The sequence below is a fragment of the Enterobacter cloacae complex sp. 394F7 genome, from assembly GCF_057320385.1.
On record NZ_JBXWCS010000005.1, the window covers coordinates 148,785 to 166,193 of the forward strand.

Sequence of the window (17,409 nt, forward strand, 5' to 3'; positions counted from 1 at the left end):
AGCACAAAAAAAGAATAATTACGTAAAGAAAGGTAAAAAAAACCGAATGCGAAGCATCCGGTTGAATTAGGGATAAACAGACATTCAAAGCTGAATGACGGTAATAAATAAAGTTAATGATGATAGCGAGAGTTATTTTAGTGATTACGCACGATCTTGTTTTGTCATTCAGTGCTGTAAATTTTTATATTGTAACTATATGATTTTTATGGGTGTATATTTTCGTTTGATTATTAGTGCTAATTTCTTAAGCTCTTTGTGCTTTGTAAAAGTTCCTTGATGTTTACAAATTGAAACATCTTGATAGTGAAATGAAACATTTTCAAAGTTTTCGTATCATATTCCTGTTGGATTATTCTGTAATTTTGAGGAGAATGAAATTGCCGACTGGTTAAGAGGGTTAACCGGTAAGCAGTGGTAATAATAAGGCTTATAACAGAGGGTTAATAAAATGAAAGTTAAAGTACTGTCCCTCCTGGTACCAGCACTGCTGGTAGCAGGCGCAGCAAATGCGGCTGAAATTTATAACAAAGACGGCAACAAATTAGATCTGTACGGCAAAGTCGATGGTCTGCACTATTTCTCTGATGACGACAGTCAGGATGGCGACCAGACCTACATGCGTCTTGGCTTCAAAGGCGAAACTCAGGTTAACGATCAACTGACCGGTTACGGCCAGTGGGAATACCAGATTCAGGGTAACTCTGGTGAGAATGAAAACAACTCCTGGACTCGTGTGGCGTTCGCCGGTCTGAAATTTGGTGACGCGGGTTCTTTCGACTACGGTCGTAACTACGGTGTTGTTTACGATGTGACTTCCTGGACCGACGTTCTGCCAGAATTTGGCGGCGACACCTACGGTTCTGACAACTTCATGCAGCAGCGTGGTAACGGCTTCGCGACCTACCGTAACAGCGATTTCTTCGGCCTGGTTGATGGCCTGAACTTCGCCGTTCAGTATCAGGGTAAAAACGGTAGCGCAAGCGGTGAAGACCAGACTAACAATGGTCGTACTGAACTGCGTCAGAACGGTGACGGCGTCGGCGGTTCTATCACTTATAACCTGGGCGAAGGCTTCGGTATCGGTACTGCCATCAGCAGCTCTAAACGTACCAACTCTCAGAATGACTACGGCTTAGGTAACGGCGATCGCGCTGAAACCTACACTGGCGGTCTGAAATACGACGCTAACAACATCTACCTGGCTGCTCAGTATACTCAGACCTATAACGCGACTCGCGTAGGTAACCTGGGTTGGGCTAACAAAGCGCAGAACTTCGAAGTGGTTGCTCAGTACCAGTTCGACTTCGGCCTGCGTCCATCCGTGGCTTACCTGCAGTCCAAAGGTAAGGATCTGGAAAACGGTTACGGCGATCAGGATCTGCTGAAATATGTTGATGTTGGTGCGACTTACTACTTCAACAAAAACATGTCTACCTATGTGGACTACAAAATCAACCTGCTGGATGACAAAGAGTTCACCCGTAACGCAGGTATCAGCACTGACGATATCGTAGCACTGGGTCTGGTTTACCAGTTCTAATCGCTTTTCAGTGTAACAAAGGGGCCGGCTGGCCCCTTTTTATTGCCTTTTTTAAGGCCTTTCAATTCCCGCGTTTTGGTGTACTCTTGCCGCCCTGGCATGAGGATAATAATGAATGGACATGACTTTTTTACGCGCCAGCGTCCTGGCAACCTTTTTTTTCCTGACCGCATGTGACTCTTCCACGCCTGTGGCACACACCGACGCGCCAGCGGCGACGGTGCTGGAAGGCAAAACGATGGGGACATTCTGGCGCGTCAGCGTAATGAACCTTGATAAAGCACGCGCAGAAGAACTTCGCGGCAAAATTCAGTCTCAGCTGGATGCCGACGATCAGCTGCTATCCACCTACAAAAACGACTCGGCGCTGATGCGCTTTAACCTCTCTACCAGCACGTCCCTGTGGCCGGTGAGCGAGGAGATGGCCGATATCGTGACCGAATCGATGCGCGTGGGCTATAAAACCCACGGTGCGATGGACGTGACCGTGGGGCCGTTAGTTAACCTCTGGGGATTCGGCCCAAATAAGCAGCCGGTGACCACCCCCGATCAGGCGGCCATTGACGACGCCCGCGCCCGGACAGGGCTTCAGCACCTGACGGTGATCAACCAGTACGGGCAACAGTATCTGCAAAAAGACATCCCCGATCTGTTTGTTGACCTGTCGACAGTCGGGGAAGGTTATGCGGCGGATCATCTGGCCGCACTGATGGCTCAGGAAGGCATTCCGCGTTATCTGGTCTCCGTGGGGGGCGCATTGGTCAGCCGGGGGATGAACGCTAGCGGCAAACCGTGGCGTGTGGCGATTCAAAAACCGACCGACCAGCAAAATGCGGTGCAGGCAATTGTCGATATTAACGGCCATGGCATCAGCACCTCCGGCAGCTACCGTAACTATTACGAGCTCGACGGGAAGCGGATCTCGCATGTCATTGACCCCCAGACCGGGCGACCCATTACGCATAATCTGGTCTCGGTTACGGTGATTGCCCCGACGGCGCTGGAAGCCGATGCCTGGGATACCGGGTTAATGGTGCTCGGTACTGAGAAAGCCAAAGAGGTGGTTCGCCAGCAAGGGCTGGCGGTCTATATGATCACCAAAGAGGCCGACGGCTTTAAGACCTGGAGTTCACCGCAGTTCGACAGCTTCCTGGTGAGCGAAAAGAATTAAAAAGCAAGGTTGCGGGTTTTTTGATTGCTGGCGCTCAGGCAAGCTGTAGGTATGCTTGTAAGAGGAGCCGATGATGAAAAACCCGACCTATATGACCGATGAGGATCGCTGGCAGGCTGTGCTGGCCCGCGATCCGCGTGCTGACGAACAATTTGTCTTTGCCGTCCAGACGACAGGGATCGTATGTCGTCCGTCCTGCCGCGCCCGACACGCGCTGCGTAAAAATGTCCACTTTTACCCCGATGTGCACCATGCTGTTCAGGCAGGGTTTCGGCCGTGCAAGCGTTGCCGACCGGACAAACGCGACCCGCAGGAAGAGAAGCTGGAAAAAGTGGAGCGCGCCTGCCGCCTGCTGGAGCAGGATCCCGCGTTAACGCTGGAAATGCTGGCGCAGCAGGTTGCCATGAGTCCTTTCCATTTTCACCGCCTGTTTAAATCCGTAACCGGGATGACGCCAAAAGCCTGGCAGCAGGCAGCGCGAGGACAGCGCCTGCGCAATGCGCTCGCCCACGGGGATAAAATAACCGATGCCGTGCTGGCGGCAGGGTTTCCGGACAGCAGCAGCTACTATCGTAAAGCCAACGACGCGCTGGGCATGACGGCAAAGCAGTACCGTAAAGGGGATGTCGCAGTGCGCTATGCTATCAGCGAGTGTGCCTTAGGCCGCTGTCTGGTGGGCGAAAGCGAGCGGGGGATCTGCGCAATATTGCTGGGCGATGATGATGCCAAAGTCACCCAGGAGATTTTGTCGCTGTTTCCGGACGCTGAACGCGCGCCGCTGGAAGGCGAATTTGCCCGACGTATTGCTCAGGTTATCCATACCATCGATAACCGTGGCGTGCCGCTGGCTCTGCCGCTGGATATTCGCGGAACCGCTTTCCAGCAGCAGGTCTGGCAGGCCCTGCGCAATATTCCCTGCGGTGAAACAGCCAGCTACCAGCAGGTGGCGCAGGCGATTGGCAAACCTGGCGCGGTACGTGCGGTGGCCGCAGCGTGTGCCGCAAATAAACTGGCGATCGTCATCCCTTGCCATCGTGTTGTACGCCAGGACGGAGCGCTTTCGGGCTATCGCTGGGGGACGGAACGAAAGGCGCTATTATTGAAACGTGAGTCCAGGAATCAGGAGGGATAATGCTCGATCTCTTTGCGGATGCAGAACCCTGGCAGGAGCCGCTAGCGCCTGGCGCAGTGATCCTGCGCCGGTTTGCACTCTCCCGGGCCTCGGCGCTGCTGGCCGGGATCCAGGACGTCGCGGCCGTTTCGCCATTCCGACATATGGTGACGCCGGGCGGCTACACCATGTCGGTGGCGATGACCAACTGCGGTACGGCAGGATGGGCAACCAACGAACGGGGCTATCTCTATACCCCGGACGATCCCGTCACCGGCAAGCCCTGGCCGCCCATGCCTGCGGTTTTTCAGGCGCTCTGCCATGATGCCGCCGTCGAGGCCACCTATCCCGATTTTCAACCGGATGCCTGTCTTATCAACCGCTATGGTGTTGGGGCGAAACTCTCGCTGCATCAGGATAAAGATGAACCCGATCTGCGTGCGCCGATCGTCTCGGTATCCCTGGGGCTGCCCGCCGTGTTTCAATTCGGCGGGTTACGCCGCAACGATCCTCTCCAGCGTCTGATGCTGGAGCATGGGGATGTGGTGGTGTGGGGCAGGGAGTCGCGGCTCTATTACCACGGCATTCAGCCACTGAAGCCTGGCGTCCATCCGCAGACGGGCGAGTTCCGCTTTAACCTGACTTTTCGCCAGACCGCGCCAGGCAAACAAAAATAAGAATTATTCTTGATGTAAACGCAGGGCAGTTTACACTGCTGGCTGATTTTTATTGTCCGGATTGCCTGCATGCAACTACTTCTTCTTGTCTGGCGTCAGTATCGCTGGCCCTTTATTGCGGTAATGGCGCTAAGCCTTGCCAGCGCCGCATTAGGTATTGGTCTTATCGCCTTCATCAACGTGCGTTTGATCGAAATGGTCGACACCTCGCTGTCCGTTCTGCCGGAATTTCTGGGGCTATTATTGCTGCTGATGGCGGTCACGCTGGGTTCCCAGCTGGCGCTGACGGCCCTCGGGCATCATTTCGTCTTCCGCCTGCGCAGCGAGTTTATCAAGCGGATCCTGGACACCCAGGTGGAGCGCGTCGAGCAACTCGGCAGTGCCTCTTTGCTGGCGGGACTGACCAGCGACGTGCGAGCCATCACCATTGCGTTTGTCCGTCTGCCGGAGCTGGTGCAGGGCATTATCCTGACCGTTGGCTCGGCGGCCTATCTCGCCTGGCTCTCCAGCAAGATGCTAGCCGTTACGGCACTGTGGATTACTATCACCATCTGGGGCGGTTTTCTGCTGGTTTCCCGCGTCTACAAACACATGGCGGTACTGCGTGAAACCGAGGACAAACTCTATAACGATTACCAGACGGTACTGGAAGGGCGTAAAGAGCTGACCCTGAACCGCGAGCGTGCCGAGCATATCTTCAACAACCTCTACATCCCGGACGCGCGTGAATACCGGCACCATATTATCCGTGCTGATACCTTCCACCTGAGCGCGGTTAACTGGTCGAACATTATGATGCTGGGCGCGATTGGCCTGGTCTTCTGGATGGCCAACAGCCTGGGCTGGGCCGATACCAATGTAGCGGCAACTTACTCCCTGACGCTGCTGTTTTTGCGCACACCGCTGCTCTCTGCCGTCGGTGCATTGCCCACCTTGCTGAGCGCGCAGGTGGCGTTTAATAAGCTCAAAAAGTTCGACCTTGCGCCGTTCAAAGCGGAGTTCCCGCGCCCTCAGGCCTTCCCGAACTGGCAAACGCTGGAACTGCGTAACGTCACATTCCGCTACCAGGACAACGCCTTTTCCGTGGGGCCGGTCAATCTGACGATTCATCGCGGCGAACTGCTGTTTCTCATTGGCGGTAACGGCAGCGGGAAATCGACGCTGGCGATGTTGCTGACGGGGTTATATCAGCCGCAATCGGGTGACATTCTGCTGGATGGCCGCGCGCTCAGCGCAGAGAAGCCTGAGGATTATCGCAAGCTGTTCTCGGCGGTATTCACCGATGTCTGGCTCTTCGATCAGCTGCTGGGGCCGGAAGGGCAACAGGCTAACCCGGCGCTGGTGGAGAAGTGGCTGGCGCATCTGCAGATGTCGCACAAGCTTGAGCTGCAGGACGGCAAGATCCTCAACCTCAAGCTCTCGAAAGGCCAGAAAAAGCGCGTGGCGCTGCTGCTGGCCCTGGCGGAAGAGCGCGACATCATTCTGCTGGACGAGTGGGCGGCGGATCAGGACCCGCATTTCCGCCGCGAGTTCTACCAGGTGCTGCTGCCGCTGATGCAGGCGATGGGCAAAACCATCTTTGCCATCAGCCATGACGATCACTACTTCATTCACGCCGACCGGCTGCTGGAGATGCGTGACGGCAAGCTGAGCGAACTGACCGGTGAAGAGCGCGATGCGGCGTCTCGCGATGCGGTGGCGCGCACGGCCTGAAGCCCTCATCCTAACCCTCTCCCACAGGGAGAGGGGATAAATCGTGCATGTTATGCCGATTTTTTCTCCATCCCGCCCCGTTGTTTATTCTTATTTACATATCTCCGCGCTATGCTTAAAGCCAACTTATTTCATGGATTTATGATTAATGTCGGTTTTAAAGAAAAACAGTGCCAGGCAGCGCGACCAGGAACGTGCGCGTCTCATCTGGCTCCTCACGACGGATAAAGCGGTCACCTCTGCGTTACTGGGCAAACTGACCCTGGCTGAGCAATATGATGTCGGCACGCTGGCCGACGATATTGCTGAGGTAGGTGCGCTGGTTGCTCATTTACCTCCGCCGGATCTGGCGGATACCCTGGAAGCCCTCCCCTCGGAAGAGCGTCACGCCCTGTGGCGGCTGGTGCAGGATCACGAGCGCGGGCAGGTGTTGCTGGAAGCCTCTGAAAACGTCTGGGACGATCTCATTGATGAGATGAGCGACCGGGATATCCTCGATGCCCTGCAGACGCTGGACATTGACGAGCAGATTTACCTCGTTCAGCACCTGCCGCGAAACCTGACCGGGCGACTGCTGGCTTCGCTGCCTGCGGAAGAGCGGGCACGCGTGCGTCAGGTGATGCACTATGACAAACACAGCGTGGGCGCCATTATGGAGTTTGGCGTCATCATGGTGCGCCCGGATGTGACTCTCGGTACGGTGCAGCGCTATCTGCGCCGCCTGGGCAGCATGCCGGACAACACCGATAAACTGTTCGTCACCTCCCGGGATAAAACCCTGCTTGGCGAGCTGGAGCTTAAAACGATCCTGCTCAACAGCACCCAGCGGCGGGTGAGTGAGGTGATGGAAACCGAGCCGATGGTCTTCTCCCCGGAAGACGACGCGGAAAAAGCGGCCCGTACCTTCGAACGTGACGACCTTGTGAGCGCGGCGGTCGTCGATTCTGTGGGTAAACTGATGGGGCGTCTGACCATCGATGAGATTGTTGACGTGGTCTACGAAGAGACCGATAACGATTTACGTGCGCTCGGCGGGATCAGCGCCGAAGATGACGTCCACGCCTCCGTTGGCAAGGCAGTGAAAACCCGCTGGGCATGGCTCGCCATTAACCTCTGCACGGCATTTATCGCCTCACGGGTGATCGACGGCTTTGAACACACCATTTCACAACTGGTCGCGCTGGCCTCGCTGATGCCGATTGTGGCCGGCATTGGCGGCAACACCGGCAACCAGACTATTACCATGATCGTCCGTGCACTGGCGCTGGAGAACATTCAGCCGGGTAACTTCGCCTTCCTGATCTTCAGGGAGATGGGGGTGGCGCTGATTAACGGCCTCGTATGGGGCGGCATTATGGGCGGCATTACCTGGTGGCTGTACGATGATATGGCGTTAGGCGGGGTGATGATGCTGGCGATGGTGCTGAATCTGCTGGTGGCCTCCATGATGGGGGTCATTATCCCCCTGACGATGACCAAACTGGGGCGCGACCCCGCGGTGGGGTCGAGCGTGATGATTACCGCCATCACCGATACCGGCGGTTTCTTTATTTTTCTTGGGCTTGCAACGATTTTTCTTCTTTAAGCCGACGCTTGAGCCGGGCGGGAAGCAATGCCATCACAATAATCCCGCCCAGCACGCCAATGGCCAGGTTACCGGTTGAAACCGTTGCTGCAACGGTAATCAGCATCACAACCGTTTCGGCAATCGGCGCACTTTTTAACGTGGCAGGCTGAAGGCTGTGCCAGTTAAACGTTTTGATGGCAACAATCGCCATGATCCCGGCCAGAACGGCCATAGGGATTTTTGCCATCACCTCACTGAGGGCGGTGACCAGCACCAGCAGCACCATGCCCGCTGCAAAAGTTGAGACGCGACTGCGACCTTTGCCCATCTCCACGTTGACAATGGTTTGTCCGATCATGGCACAGCCCGCGATCCCGCCGTACAACCCGGCAAGAATATTCCCTGCGCCCAGACCAATACTTTCACGGCGTTTGCTGGACGTCGTCGCGGTCAGTTCATCCACCAGTTTTGCCGTCAGCAGTGATTCCAGCAGGCCGACAAAAGCGATACTCAGCGCGCATGGCCAGATGATGCTGAGCGTTTCCATGTTCAGCGGAACGAGCAGCTGTGTCAGCCCTGGCAAACCACTGCTCATAGAACCTTCATCCCCCACCGTCGGGAGAACCTGTCCGCTGGTCACGGTAAACAGGGTGAGCAGTACAATCGCAATAAGCGGTGACGGGATGCTTTTAACAAAGCGCGGCACCCACAGCACAATCAGCAGCGTCAGCACGAACAGGCCCACAATCAGCGGGCTGCGGCTCCAGAAATGGGGAACCTGCGCGAAGAAAATTAACAATCCCAGCGCATTTACGAAACCGGTCATCACCGACTGGGGAATAAAGCGCATCAGGCGCGCCATTCCGAGCACGCCGAACAGAATCTGGATTATCCCCGCCATCAGGACCGCCGGCAGGATGTACTGCACGCCGTGCTGATGCACCATCGGGCCAATCACCAGCGCGACGGAGCCCGCAGCTGCTGTGACCATCGCACGACGACCGCCGAACGCTGAAAGGGTCAGACACAGCACCACAGAGGCAATCAGGCTGACCTTTGGGTCAACGCCTGCGACCACGGAAAAGGAGATCACCTCAGGAATGAGGGCCAGAGCGGTAATTACGCCTGCCAGCGTTTCGCGTAGCAGCAGTCGAGGGGAACGCAGCACCGTGGCGACCTGGTCTTCACGGGAAAGAGAAGCATGGGGTAATGACATAACAATTCGCAGATTAGGGCGGGCTTCCGTGCGCGCGATCACAAAGTGCAGCATAGTAACCAGAAATACCGCGCCTTGCCAGTTTCATCCGGCAATCCCACACAAACAATCCATCATTAAATTTCACAATTACAATAATTTCGTAACCTTTAAACAATATTTAAAAGTTGCTACCGTTCCCCCCGCAGCTTTTTTCACCTGCAATTTCCACGCTTCAAGCACTACTCAACTAAGGCAAAATTATGAAAAAAATGACTGCCATGCTCTTTTCTCTGGCCGTGGGGCTGAACACCGTCTCCATGGCGGCGAAAGCTGACGCATCAAAAGAGCAGGAAACGGACGTCCTTTTAATTGGCGGCGGCATCATGAGCGCCACGCTGGGAACCTATCTGCAAGAGCTTCAGCCGGACTGGTCAATGACCATGGTCGAGCGCCTCGATGGCGTGGCGCAGGAAAGCTCAAACGGCTGGAATAACGCCGGTACCGGACATTCGGCACTCATGGAACTGAACTATACGCCGCAGAAAAAGGACGGTTCCATTAGTATCGAGAAGGCGGTAGAGATCAACGAAGCATTCCAGATTTCTCGCCAGTTCTGGTCTCACCAGGTGAACAGCGGCGTGTTGCACGATCCGCACTCCTTCATCAACACCGTGCCGCACATGAGCTTTGTATGGGGTGAGCAGAACGTGAACTTCCTGCGCGCGCGCTACGCGGCGCTGCAGCAGAGCACGCTGTTCCGCGGCATGAAATATTCTGAAGATCACGCGCAGATCAAAGAGTGGGCACCGCTGGTGATGGAAGGTCGTGACCCGAACCAGAAGGTGGCGGCAACCCGTACTGAGATTGGTACTGACGTCAACTATGGCGAAATCACCCGTCAGCTGGTGGCTTCTCTGAAGAAAAAAGAGAACTTCAATCTGCAGCTCAGCACCGAAGTGCGTGGCTTTAAGCGCAACGCTGACAACAGCTGGAGCGTGACCGTTGCCGATCTGAAAAACAACGAAGCCGAGCACGTCATCAAGGCAAAGTTTGTCTTTATTGGTGCGGGCGGTGCGGCGCTGAAACTGCTGCAGGAGTCCGGTATTCCGGAAGCGGACGACTACGCGGGCTTCCCGGTGGGCGGTCAGTTCCTGGTATCGGAAAACCCGGAAGTGGTGAACCGTCATCTGGCAAAAGTATATGGTCAGGCCTCCGTGGGGGCGCCGCCAATGTCCGTTCCACACATCGATACCCGTATGCTTGATGGTAAGCGTGTGGTGCTGTTCGGGCCGTTTGCAACTTTCTCCACTAAGTTCCTGAAAAACGGCTCGTTGTGGGATCTGCTGAGCGCAACCACCACCTCAAACGTGAAGCCAATGATGGATGTCGGGCTGGATAACTTCGATCTGGTGAAATACCTGATTAGTCAGGTGATGCTTTCTGATGAAGAACGCTTCGAGGCGCTGAAAGAGTACTATCCGCAGGCGAAGAAAGAAGACTGGCGTCTGTGGCAGGCGGGTCAGCGCGTACAGATCATCAAACGCGATCCGAAAGAGGGCGGTGTGCTGCGTCTGGGTACCGAAGTGGTAAGCGATAAAGACGGCACTATTGCCGCCCTGCTGGGGGCTTCCCCTGGCGCCTCTACCGCTGCACCTATCATGCTGCACCTGATGGAAAAAGTGTTTAAAGATAAAGTCGCCACGCCGGAATGGCAGGCGAAGCTGAAAACGATTATTCCATCCTACGGTACGAAGCTGAACGGTAACGTGGACGCGACGGAGCAGGAGCTGGAATACACCAGCCGCGTGCTGCAGCTGCAATACGTTAAGCCGCAGGCTGCTGATGCTGCACCAAAAGCGGAGCTGAAGCCGCAGGCAGAAAACAAACCGGTGGCGGATATCGCGCTGTAAGGTAAAAGCAAAACGGTAACATCCGTTACCGTTTTTAGTGTTTTCTCCCTCTCCCGGTGGGAGAGGGTTGGAATGAGGGCACCAGAGCACACCCATTCCGGGTCGGGTAAGGCGAAGCCGCCACCCGACTTATTCTTAACGTACTACCGCTTGTCCGATATTTTCATCCGCCTTCCACACGCGATATTTCACTTCCACGTTTTCCGGCGTATACACCACGATTGGCAGCTTGCTGTTGTAGCGTAACAGGCTGTTATCACCCAGATACGCGGTCACGAATTTCTTCTCTTTCTTGCCATCCGGGCAGGCCATCATGGTGGAAACCGGTGACGTCATTTTATCAAAGATAAAGTAGTCGTAGCCCCAGCCTTCCAGCGTTTTGCTTTCCAGCTGTCCGCCGAGACGATGCTGGTTGCAATCCACTTCCAGCGTCTGGCCGATCAACAGTTCCACTTTGAAATTCGCTTCATTTTGCTGAGCCGGTAACTGGATCACCTGACGCTTCATGCCTTTTTCCGCTTGCGGATAAGGCGCGATTTTTTCCAGAGGTTGTACCTTCTGGCTTTCAGTTGCGAAGGCGCTGGTGCTGACGCACGCGGCGGCGATCAGGGCAAGGGCAAATTTAGGTGCGTTTTTCACTGTCATTCCTTTATGTCAAAACCATCCTGATGAGATTAGCATAACGCCCATGAATGATTAGCGTGATTTACTTACATTTTCAATAAAAGCAGTGTAATGAGCTAATGCAGTGCCATTTTTGTGGTGGTTTGTACTTCTGTGGAGTCTGGCGGCAGATCGTGTTATTTTAAGGCATACATAATGTTATTCATCTGTAAAGGGAAGAGAGATGATTCGTGCAAAACTGAAAACACCTGAAGGCCGTAAGTTCCTCCTGGCGCTGCTGGTTGTGTTTATGATTGCGGCCGCGTGCGTGGGCCGGGCAACCATTGTCGGCGTCATCGAACAGTACAACATTCCACTCTCTGCGTGGACGACCAGCATGTATGTCCTGCAGTCGGCGATGATCTTCGTTTACAGCCTGGTGTTCACCGTCCTGCTTGCCATTCCGCTGGGTATTTTCTTCCTTGGCGGGCGCGACAAGCACTAAGCGTTCACTTGCGATCTCAAAAGCCAGCCTGCGGGTTGGCTTTTTTTGTGCACAAAAAAACCAGCCATATGGCTGGTTTTTAAATAGTTTTGGTCGGCACGAGAGGATTTGAACCTCCGACCCCCGACACCCCATGACGGTGCGCTACCAGGCTGCGCTACGTGCCGACGCATGAAATGAATACTACTCGATTCCGTTTTGAATGCAAGGGAATCTGAGGCTAACTGGTTTATAATTAATCAGTTAGCGATAAACCGTTTCTCATCCGTCAGAACCTGTAGCAGCAGATTCAACTGCGGTTTCTGGTCTTTCAGCCGTTCACCCTGTAGATTATACGTCTGATAGTTTCCGTTATTGTTCAATACCAGCGTCAGCATTGGCGTGGTGACCGCCAGCGTATCATTGCCCGCTGCCGTGACCCAGTTGTGGCGACGCGTGGCGCTGAAGAGATCCTGCCCCTGTGAATACTCATTTGCCGGTGTACTGACGTGCAGCAGCCGTTGCATCAGCGTGGTCATCACATCTTTATGTTCGGTGAGCATGTTAATGCGCTGAGCGGGGGTGCCCGGCCAGTGGATTACCAGCGGAACATGCAGATTCGGCCGCGACCAGCTCATACTCTTCGCTTCGTCGCCCAGCGGTACGCCGTGGGCTGCCGTCACGATCACCACGGTGTTTTCGAGCTTGCCGGATTCGCGTAAGGCATCAAGCACGCGGCTAATCTGGTCATCAACATTGCCTGCTGCACGGCTGTAGCGGCGCGCAAAGCCTTTCTGATTGCTGTCATCGAGCGTGGTGCCATTAAAGGCAACCCAGGAGAACCAGCGGTTATCTTCCTGCGCATAACGCTGCAGCCAGTTAATCCACTGACTGGCGGTCTGCTCGTCCGACTGGCTTTCTGCGGCTGGCAGGGAGAAATCAGACAGCAGCGCCTGGCGGTACAGCGCGCTGTTAAAGCCGTCTGAGGAGAACAACCCTAACTGATATCCCTGCTGATTGAGCCCGGTGATCAGCGCTGCAGGAATGCGCGCAGAAAGCACGCCGTCCATGTAGGCGGCAGAAATGCCATAGAACAGGCCAAAAATGCCCGCATCGGCGGTGTTGCCGGAGCTCATATGCTGGGTGAACGTCACGTTCTTGCTGGCGAACTCGGCAAGCGCAGGCATCTGCTTCTCGTAACGGGAGTAGTTCAGACCATCGACGGTGATCAGCAGGACGTTTTGCCCGCGTCCCATATCTCGATAGCGCAGATCGCTCAGCGGATACTGCACGCTAACCGCTTCCGGATTCCCTTGCTCAATCAGACGACGCTGGTACTCCTGTGCGTCCAGCAGACCGTGCTTCTCAAGGAAACGACGCGCCGTCATTGGATAAGAGAGCGGCAGGTTCGCCCGCTGCATGGTGATCGGGCGATAGAAGTTTGCATCCGCCCAGATATACATGATGTGCGAACTGATAAAGGAGACGAAAAAGATCGCGGCCACCGGTTTTGCGTAATGGCGTCGGCGGGTCAGGCTGCGCAGTTTTTGCCAGCTCCAGGTGGCAAACAGCATCTCTATCAGAAGGATCACCGGGACGCTGATAAACATCAGCTGCCAGTCACGGGCCGTTTCGTTCTGATCGGGGTTAATCACCAGCTCCCAGACGATGGGATTGAGATGCAGGTGGAAGCGGGTGAACACTTCACTGTCGATAAGCAGCAGCGTCATCCCTGCCGTTGCAAGGATGGCGGATAAAAATCGCATCAGACGCTGCGACATGACGATAAACGTCAGCGGGAAGAGGATCAGCAGATAGGTGGCGAAAACCAAAAAGCTAAAGTGCCCTACAACGCTTATCCAGGAGTAAATACGCCCGGTTAGCGTCGTCGGCCAGTCTGCGACAAACAGATAACGACAGCCGATAAGCGTCGCCAGCAGAATGTTGAACAGGGCAAACCAGTGCCCCCAGCTGACCATCTGGGAGACTTTTTCACGGTAGCGCTGACGATTCGTCACCATAAACTGTTGTTCGTTTCCCTTAATGGGCCTGGTCGTCGCTAACGGAAGACTGTAAAGCCTGGGCGAAAGATTTGGCGATCGCCTGACGCTGAGCCGGAGCAACGCTGGTATTGATAAGGTTGGTGACCATATTTCCCAAAACCATCAGGGAGAGATCGGTCGGTGTTTTATGTTTTTCCAGTACGTTGACCAGCTCACTGAGCAATTGTTCAACGTGTTCATCACTGTAGCGGGAATGTTGTGGCATAAATCAAAATCAGTTTGTTGATGAAAGGGCAACATATTACCGTAGCAACAGCTTTTTTTCCCCTTTTTTATCAGTTGTTGCACACATGTCCTGGTGGTGGTTGAATACCGCCCGGTCTAAAAGGAGAGTTTATCATGAGTCTGGAAATCAACCAGATTGCCTTGCACCAGCTTATCAAGCGTGATGAGCAAACCCTTGAAGTGGTGCTGCGCGATTCGTTACTGGAACCCACGGCAACCGTTGTGGAAATGATGGCGGAACTGCACCGCGTCTACAGTGCAAAAAATAAAGCCTATGGTCTGTTCAGCGACGAGAGTGAACTGGCTGATAGCCTGCGCCTGCAACGCCAGGGTGAAGAAGATTTCCTGGCGTTTAGCCGCGCGGCAACCGGGCGTCTGCGCGACGAACTGGCAAAATACCCGTTTGCCGACGGCGGTATCGTTCTGTTCTGCCACTATCGCTACCTGGCGGTCGAGTATCTGCTGGTCACCGTGCTGAACAATTTAAGCAGTATGCGCGTGAATGAGCAGCTGGATATCAGCTCCACCCATTATCTGGATATCAACCATGCGGATATCGTTGCGCGTATTGATTTGACCGAGTGGGAAACCAATCCGGAGTCGACGCGCTACCTGACCTTCCTCAAAGGGCGTGTAGGCCGTAAAGTGGCCGATTTCTTTATGGACTTCCTCGGTGCCAGCGAAGGTCTCAACGCCAAAGCGCAGAACAAAGGGCTGCTGCAGGCGGTGGATGACTTCACGGCGGAAGCGCAGCTCGATAAATCTGAGCGCCAGAACGTGCGTCAGCAGGTTTACAGCTACTGCAACGAACAGCTGCAGGCGGGGGAAGAGATTGAGCTGGAGTCGCTGTCAAAAGAGCTGGCCGGCGTCAGTGAAGTCAGTTTCCAGGAATTTACTGCTGAGAAAGGGTATGAGCTGGAAGAGAGCTTCCCGGCGGATCGCAGTACGCTGCGTCAGTTAACAAAATTTGCCGGAAGCGGCGGCGGGTTAACCATCAACTTTGATGCCATGCTGCTGGGGGAACGTATCTTCTGGGATCCGGCCACCGATACGCTGACCATTAAAGGTACGCCACCCAACCTGCGCGATCAGCTGCAGCGTCGTACTACTGGCGGTAAATAACCGCCATAAAAAAACCCCGCCGAAGCGGGGCTTTTTTTCGACATGTTTGCGATTACGCGCGAACGAAGTCGATGTGAGTCAGTTTTGGCTTGAACGCGTGACGCTGAACAGCCTGAACTTTCACTTTTTCTTCTTTACCGCCAACAACGATGGTCAGAACTTCGCTGTAGAATTCAGCTTTGGTCTGCATGTTCCATACTTTGTCGTGATCCAGTTCGATAGAAACTGGAGCAGCTTCGCCACCGTAAACGATAGCCGGGAACTTGTTAGCGGTACGCAGGCGGCGGCTCGCACCCTTACCCTGCACGTTACGTACTTCTGCTTCGATAGTGAACATTGATTTCTCTCTGTATTTAAAACCCTACTACAGGCGACCCAGCAGCAGGTGAGTGTTCTGCTTTGCGGATGCAAAAGCGGGCGGCATTATAGCCCCCAATCCACCTCAGGGCAATGAATTAATCCCCACTAAAAAAACCGCTTAGGGCGTCGGCGACGGCCTGAGGCTGCTCTTCTGGCTGAAAATGGCCGCAACGGGGGATCACGTGCCCGTCAACGCGTTCTGCAAACGCCCTCAGCGGCGAGGCCATATCAGGAATCGAACCCTGATCGGCACTGAGTGCCAGAACAGGAACAGAGAGTTTACCCCGTTCGCTAAGCGCCCGGTTTTGCGCGGCGGAGAGGGCAGCAGCGCGATAGTAAGCCAGCCCTGCGCGCAAGCCACCTTCGCGCGTAAAAATGCGCAGATACTCGTCAAGATCCGCCTCGCTGAAGGTGAGGGGATTCGCCGCTTTGCGACGCAGAAACCACTCCAGATAGCCACGTTCTTTGCCCCTGATGAGGAATTCAGGCAGGTCGGCAATCACGTGAAAGGCAAAATGCCAGGTGCGCCAGGCGCGGTCCGCGGTGACGGGGAGGGCATCGGGTAAGGTAATACCCGGAATGCCGGCGTCCAGCAGCGCCAGCTTTATCACCTCATCGCTGTACATCGCCGCATAAGGCCAGGCAACCCAGGCTCCCACGTCGTGACCGGCCAGATAGTAGCGATGCACGCCAAGCTGGGTCAGCAGTTCATGAACATGGCTGGCGAGGGTGTGGGTGTCATACCCCTCTGACGGACAATCGGTATCACCCTGTCCGGGTAAGTCCGGGGCGATCACATGGTAACGCTCGGCCAGCAAAGGGATAACATGGCGCCAGGCGTACCAGCTTTCGGGGAAACCTGCCAGCAGGACAACCGTCTGCGCGTGCTGTTCTCCGGCGGTGACGTAGTGCGTGCGGATGCCATTGATGAGCGTGAAGTGGTGCTGCGGGGCGATGGGCATGGTCATAACGATCTCCGGAATAATAGGAAATAATCGTTTCCTAATTGGTTAAAAAAACTCAGCCGAGCAGGCTGAGTGCCGCGTTAACGGCGCTATTGATTTCGTCCTCAGACAGGCCTTTTTTGCCGATCACGCGGTAACCCTGCAGCAGCGCGAAAAGATTACGTGCCGTTTGCTCCGTGGGCAGCGCGCGGGAAAGGCTACCGTCCCGCTGGCCTTCCTGAACCAGTTCGAGTAACAGCTGCTCGGTACGCTGCATGGCGGCTTTGATGTACTGCGCGGTTGCATCATCAAAAACCGCCAGCTCGGTCGCGCTGGCGACCACCAGACAGCCGCGTATGCCCTCAGGACCGTGGCTGCTCTCGGCGTAGAAACGTAACACCGCCGCGATTTTATCTCGCCCGCTGCGTGCCGCCTCGGTACGCTGGCGCAGGGCGGCGCTGCACGTCCGGGTATAACGGTCGAACGCCGCGAGAAACAGGCCATTCTTGCTGCCAAAGGCTTTATACAGGCTTCCCGCCGTAAGGCCCGTCGCGTCACTCAGCTCTTTGATTGAGGTAGCATGATAGCCGCGCTCGCGGAAAACGAGCAGGGCGCTGTCGATGGCAGCGTCGGTGTCAAATTCACGCGGGCGACCGGGAAGACGTGACATGAGTGAATCCTGTTGTAATACGATAATGCATAATAGGAAACAATCGTT

The 17,409-nt window shown here is 55.0% G+C and carries 16 protein-coding genes and 1 tRNA gene; 9 read left to right on the forward strand and 8 right to left on the reverse strand.

The features are described 5' to 3' along the window. Window positions 1-451: 451 nt before the first annotated feature. The 6 genes from AC2FAK_RS09610 (at window position 452) to mgtE (ending at window position 7,800) form a co-directional block, all read left to right on the forward strand. Entirely contained in the window at window positions 452-1,543 is a 1,092-nt protein-coding gene (locus AC2FAK_RS09610; protein WP_020690669.1) for a porin OmpC, read from the forward strand. A gap of 115 nt (window positions 1,544-1,658) precedes the next feature. Further along, window positions 1,659-2,714: an FAD:protein FMN transferase ApbE gene (apbE, locus tag AC2FAK_RS09615; RefSeq protein WP_013098005.1), complete on the forward strand. Its 1,056-nt coding sequence runs from the start codon at window positions 1,659-1,661 to the stop codon at window positions 2,712-2,714. A 73-nt stretch (window positions 2,715-2,787) separates the two neighbouring features. Beyond that, window positions 2,788-3,846, forward strand: coding sequence for a bifunctional DNA-binding transcriptional regulator/O6-methylguanine-DNA methyltransferase Ada (ada, locus tag AC2FAK_RS09620; RefSeq protein ID WP_058683496.1), 1,059 nt, complete (start codon window positions 2,788-2,790; stop codon window positions 3,844-3,846). Further along, window positions 3,846-4,502 carry a DNA oxidative demethylase AlkB gene (alkB, locus tag AC2FAK_RS09625; RefSeq protein WP_095455027.1) on the forward strand — a complete coding sequence of 219 codons (657 nt, stop codon included), beginning with the start codon at window positions 3,846-3,848 and terminating at the stop codon, window positions 4,500-4,502. Before ada ends, alkB begins: the two co-directional genes overlap by 1 nt. A 69-nt stretch (window positions 4,503-4,571) precedes the next feature. Then, window positions 4,572-6,215 (forward strand): multidrug ABC transporter permease/ATP-binding protein, encoded by a 1,644-nt coding sequence (locus tag AC2FAK_RS09630; protein ID WP_029883099.1) that lies wholly within the window; start codon window positions 4,572-4,574, stop codon window positions 6,213-6,215. Between the two features lie 148 nt (window positions 6,216-6,363). Beyond that, complete coding sequence (gene mgtE / locus AC2FAK_RS09635; protein WP_013098001.1) at window positions 6,364-7,800, forward strand: magnesium transporter; 1,437 nt, start codon at window positions 6,364-6,366, stop codon at window positions 7,798-7,800. Here the strand turns inward: mgtE and AC2FAK_RS09640 are convergent. Then, window positions 7,763-9,052, reverse strand: coding sequence for a SulP family inorganic anion transporter (locus tag AC2FAK_RS09640; protein ID WP_095455026.1), 1,290 nt, complete (start codon window positions 9,050-9,052; stop codon window positions 7,763-7,765). The genes mgtE and AC2FAK_RS09640 overlap by 38 nt on opposite strands. 188 nt (window positions 9,053-9,240) lie before the next feature. Here AC2FAK_RS09640 and mqo point away from each other — a divergent pair, with 188 nt between their 5' ends. Next, window positions 9,241-10,890, forward strand: a complete 1,650-nt coding sequence (gene mqo, locus AC2FAK_RS09645; RefSeq protein WP_095455025.1) for a malate dehydrogenase (quinone) — start codon at window positions 9,241-9,243, stop codon at window positions 10,888-10,890. A gap of 135 nt (window positions 10,891-11,025) precedes the next feature. On the opposite strand, the gene eco is transcribed toward mqo, so the two are convergent. Next, complete coding sequence (gene eco, locus AC2FAK_RS09650; protein ID WP_038420230.1) at window positions 11,026-11,535, reverse strand: serine protease inhibitor ecotin; 510 nt, start codon at window positions 11,533-11,535, stop codon at window positions 11,026-11,028. A 202-nt stretch (window positions 11,536-11,737) separates the two neighbouring features. On the opposite strand from eco, the gene AC2FAK_RS09655 reads away from it, so the two are divergent. Continuing rightward, entirely contained in the window at window positions 11,738-11,998 is a 261-nt protein-coding gene (locus tag AC2FAK_RS09655) for a DUF2534 family protein (RefSeq protein ID WP_013097997.1), read from the forward strand. Window positions 11,999-12,088: 90 nt separating this feature from the next. On the opposite strand, the gene AC2FAK_RS09660 is transcribed toward AC2FAK_RS09655, so the two are convergent. From AC2FAK_RS09660 to AC2FAK_RS09670, 3 genes are all read right to left on the reverse strand, one after another. Then, window positions 12,089-12,165: transfer RNA gene (locus tag AC2FAK_RS09660), tRNA-Pro, on the reverse strand. A 72-nt stretch (window positions 12,166-12,237) separates the two neighbouring features. Beyond that, window positions 12,238-13,998, reverse strand: a complete 1,761-nt coding sequence (yejM, locus tag AC2FAK_RS09665) for an LPS biosynthesis-modulating metalloenzyme YejM (RefSeq protein WP_020690103.1) — start codon at window positions 13,996-13,998, stop codon at window positions 12,238-12,240. A 19-nt stretch (window positions 13,999-14,017) separates the two neighbouring features. Beyond that, complete coding sequence (locus AC2FAK_RS09670; RefSeq protein WP_001135586.1) at window positions 14,018-14,245, reverse strand: YejL family protein; 228 nt, start codon at window positions 14,243-14,245, stop codon at window positions 14,018-14,020. 134 nt (window positions 14,246-14,379) lie between these two features. Here AC2FAK_RS09670 and yejK point away from each other — a divergent pair, with 134 nt between their 5' ends. Beyond that, complete coding sequence (gene yejK / locus AC2FAK_RS09675; RefSeq protein WP_014832722.1) at window positions 14,380-15,387, forward strand: nucleoid-associated protein YejK; 1,008 nt, start codon at window positions 14,380-14,382, stop codon at window positions 15,385-15,387. 52 nt (window positions 15,388-15,439) lie between these two features. Here the strand turns inward: yejK and rplY are convergent, their stop codons facing one another. The 3 genes from rplY to AC2FAK_RS09690 form a co-directional block, all read right to left on the reverse strand. Then, window positions 15,440-15,724 carry a 50S ribosomal protein L25 gene (rplY, locus tag AC2FAK_RS09680; protein ID WP_013097994.1) on the reverse strand — a complete coding sequence of 95 codons (285 nt, stop codon included), beginning with the start codon at window positions 15,722-15,724 and terminating at the stop codon, window positions 15,440-15,442. A gap of 118 nt (window positions 15,725-15,842) precedes the next feature. Then, the gene (locus AC2FAK_RS09685; RefSeq protein WP_038420228.1) at window positions 15,843-16,715 is read right to left on the reverse strand and encodes an alpha/beta fold hydrolase; all 873 of its coding nucleotides are present in this window, start codon (window positions 16,713-16,715) and stop codon (window positions 15,843-15,845) included. A gap of 52 nt (window positions 16,716-16,767) precedes the next feature. Beyond that, window positions 16,768-17,361, reverse strand: coding sequence for a TetR/AcrR family transcriptional regulator (locus AC2FAK_RS09690; protein WP_095455024.1), 594 nt, complete (start codon window positions 17,359-17,361; stop codon window positions 16,768-16,770). Window positions 17,362-17,409: the final 48 nt, after the last annotated feature.

Excerpts from the sequence above, each read along its gene's own strand:
- apbE (WP_013098005.1), top strand. The coding sequence starts at position 1,659 with ATGGACATGACTTTTTTACGCGCCAGCGTCCTGGCAACCTTTTTTTTC.
- AC2FAK_RS09690 (WP_095455024.1), bottom strand. The coding sequence starts at position 17,361 with ATGTCACGTCTTCCCGGTCGCCCGCGTGAATTTGACACCGACGCTGCC.
- ada (WP_058683496.1), top strand. The coding sequence starts at position 2,788 with ATGAAAAACCCGACCTATATGACCGATGAGGATCGCTGGCAGGCTGTG.
- alkB (WP_095455027.1), top strand. The coding sequence starts at position 3,846 with ATGCTCGATCTCTTTGCGGATGCAGAACCCTGGCAGGAGCCGCTAGCG.
- rplY (WP_013097994.1), bottom strand. The coding sequence starts at position 15,724 with ATGTTCACTATCGAAGCAGAAGTACGTAACGTGCAGGGTAAGGGTGCG.
- mgtE (WP_013098001.1), top strand. The coding sequence starts at position 6,364 with ATGTCGGTTTTAAAGAAAAACAGTGCCAGGCAGCGCGACCAGGAACGT.
- AC2FAK_RS09655 (WP_013097997.1), top strand. The coding sequence starts at position 11,738 with ATGATTCGTGCAAAACTGAAAACACCTGAAGGCCGTAAGTTCCTCCTG.
- yejM (WP_020690103.1), bottom strand. The coding sequence starts at position 13,998 with ATGGTGACGAATCGTCAGCGCTACCGTGAAAAAGTCTCCCAGATGGTC.
- AC2FAK_RS09640 (WP_095455026.1), bottom strand. The coding sequence starts at position 9,052 with ATGCTGCACTTTGTGATCGCGCGCACGGAAGCCCGCCCTAATCTGCGA.
- AC2FAK_RS09670 (WP_001135586.1), bottom strand. The coding sequence starts at position 14,245 with ATGCCACAACATTCCCGCTACAGTGATGAACACGTTGAACAATTGCTC.
- yejK (WP_014832722.1), top strand. The coding sequence starts at position 14,380 with ATGAGTCTGGAAATCAACCAGATTGCCTTGCACCAGCTTATCAAGCGT.
- AC2FAK_RS09610 (WP_020690669.1), top strand. The coding sequence starts at position 452 with ATGAAAGTTAAAGTACTGTCCCTCCTGGTACCAGCACTGCTGGTAGCA.
- eco (WP_038420230.1), bottom strand. The coding sequence starts at position 11,535 with ATGACAGTGAAAAACGCACCTAAATTTGCCCTTGCCCTGATCGCCGCC.
- AC2FAK_RS09685 (WP_038420228.1), bottom strand. The coding sequence starts at position 16,715 with ATGACCATGCCCATCGCCCCGCAGCACCACTTCACGCTCATCAATGGC.
- AC2FAK_RS09630 (WP_029883099.1), top strand. The coding sequence starts at position 4,572 with ATGCAACTACTTCTTCTTGTCTGGCGTCAGTATCGCTGGCCCTTTATT.
- mqo (WP_095455025.1), top strand. The coding sequence starts at position 9,241 with ATGAAAAAAATGACTGCCATGCTCTTTTCTCTGGCCGTGGGGCTGAAC.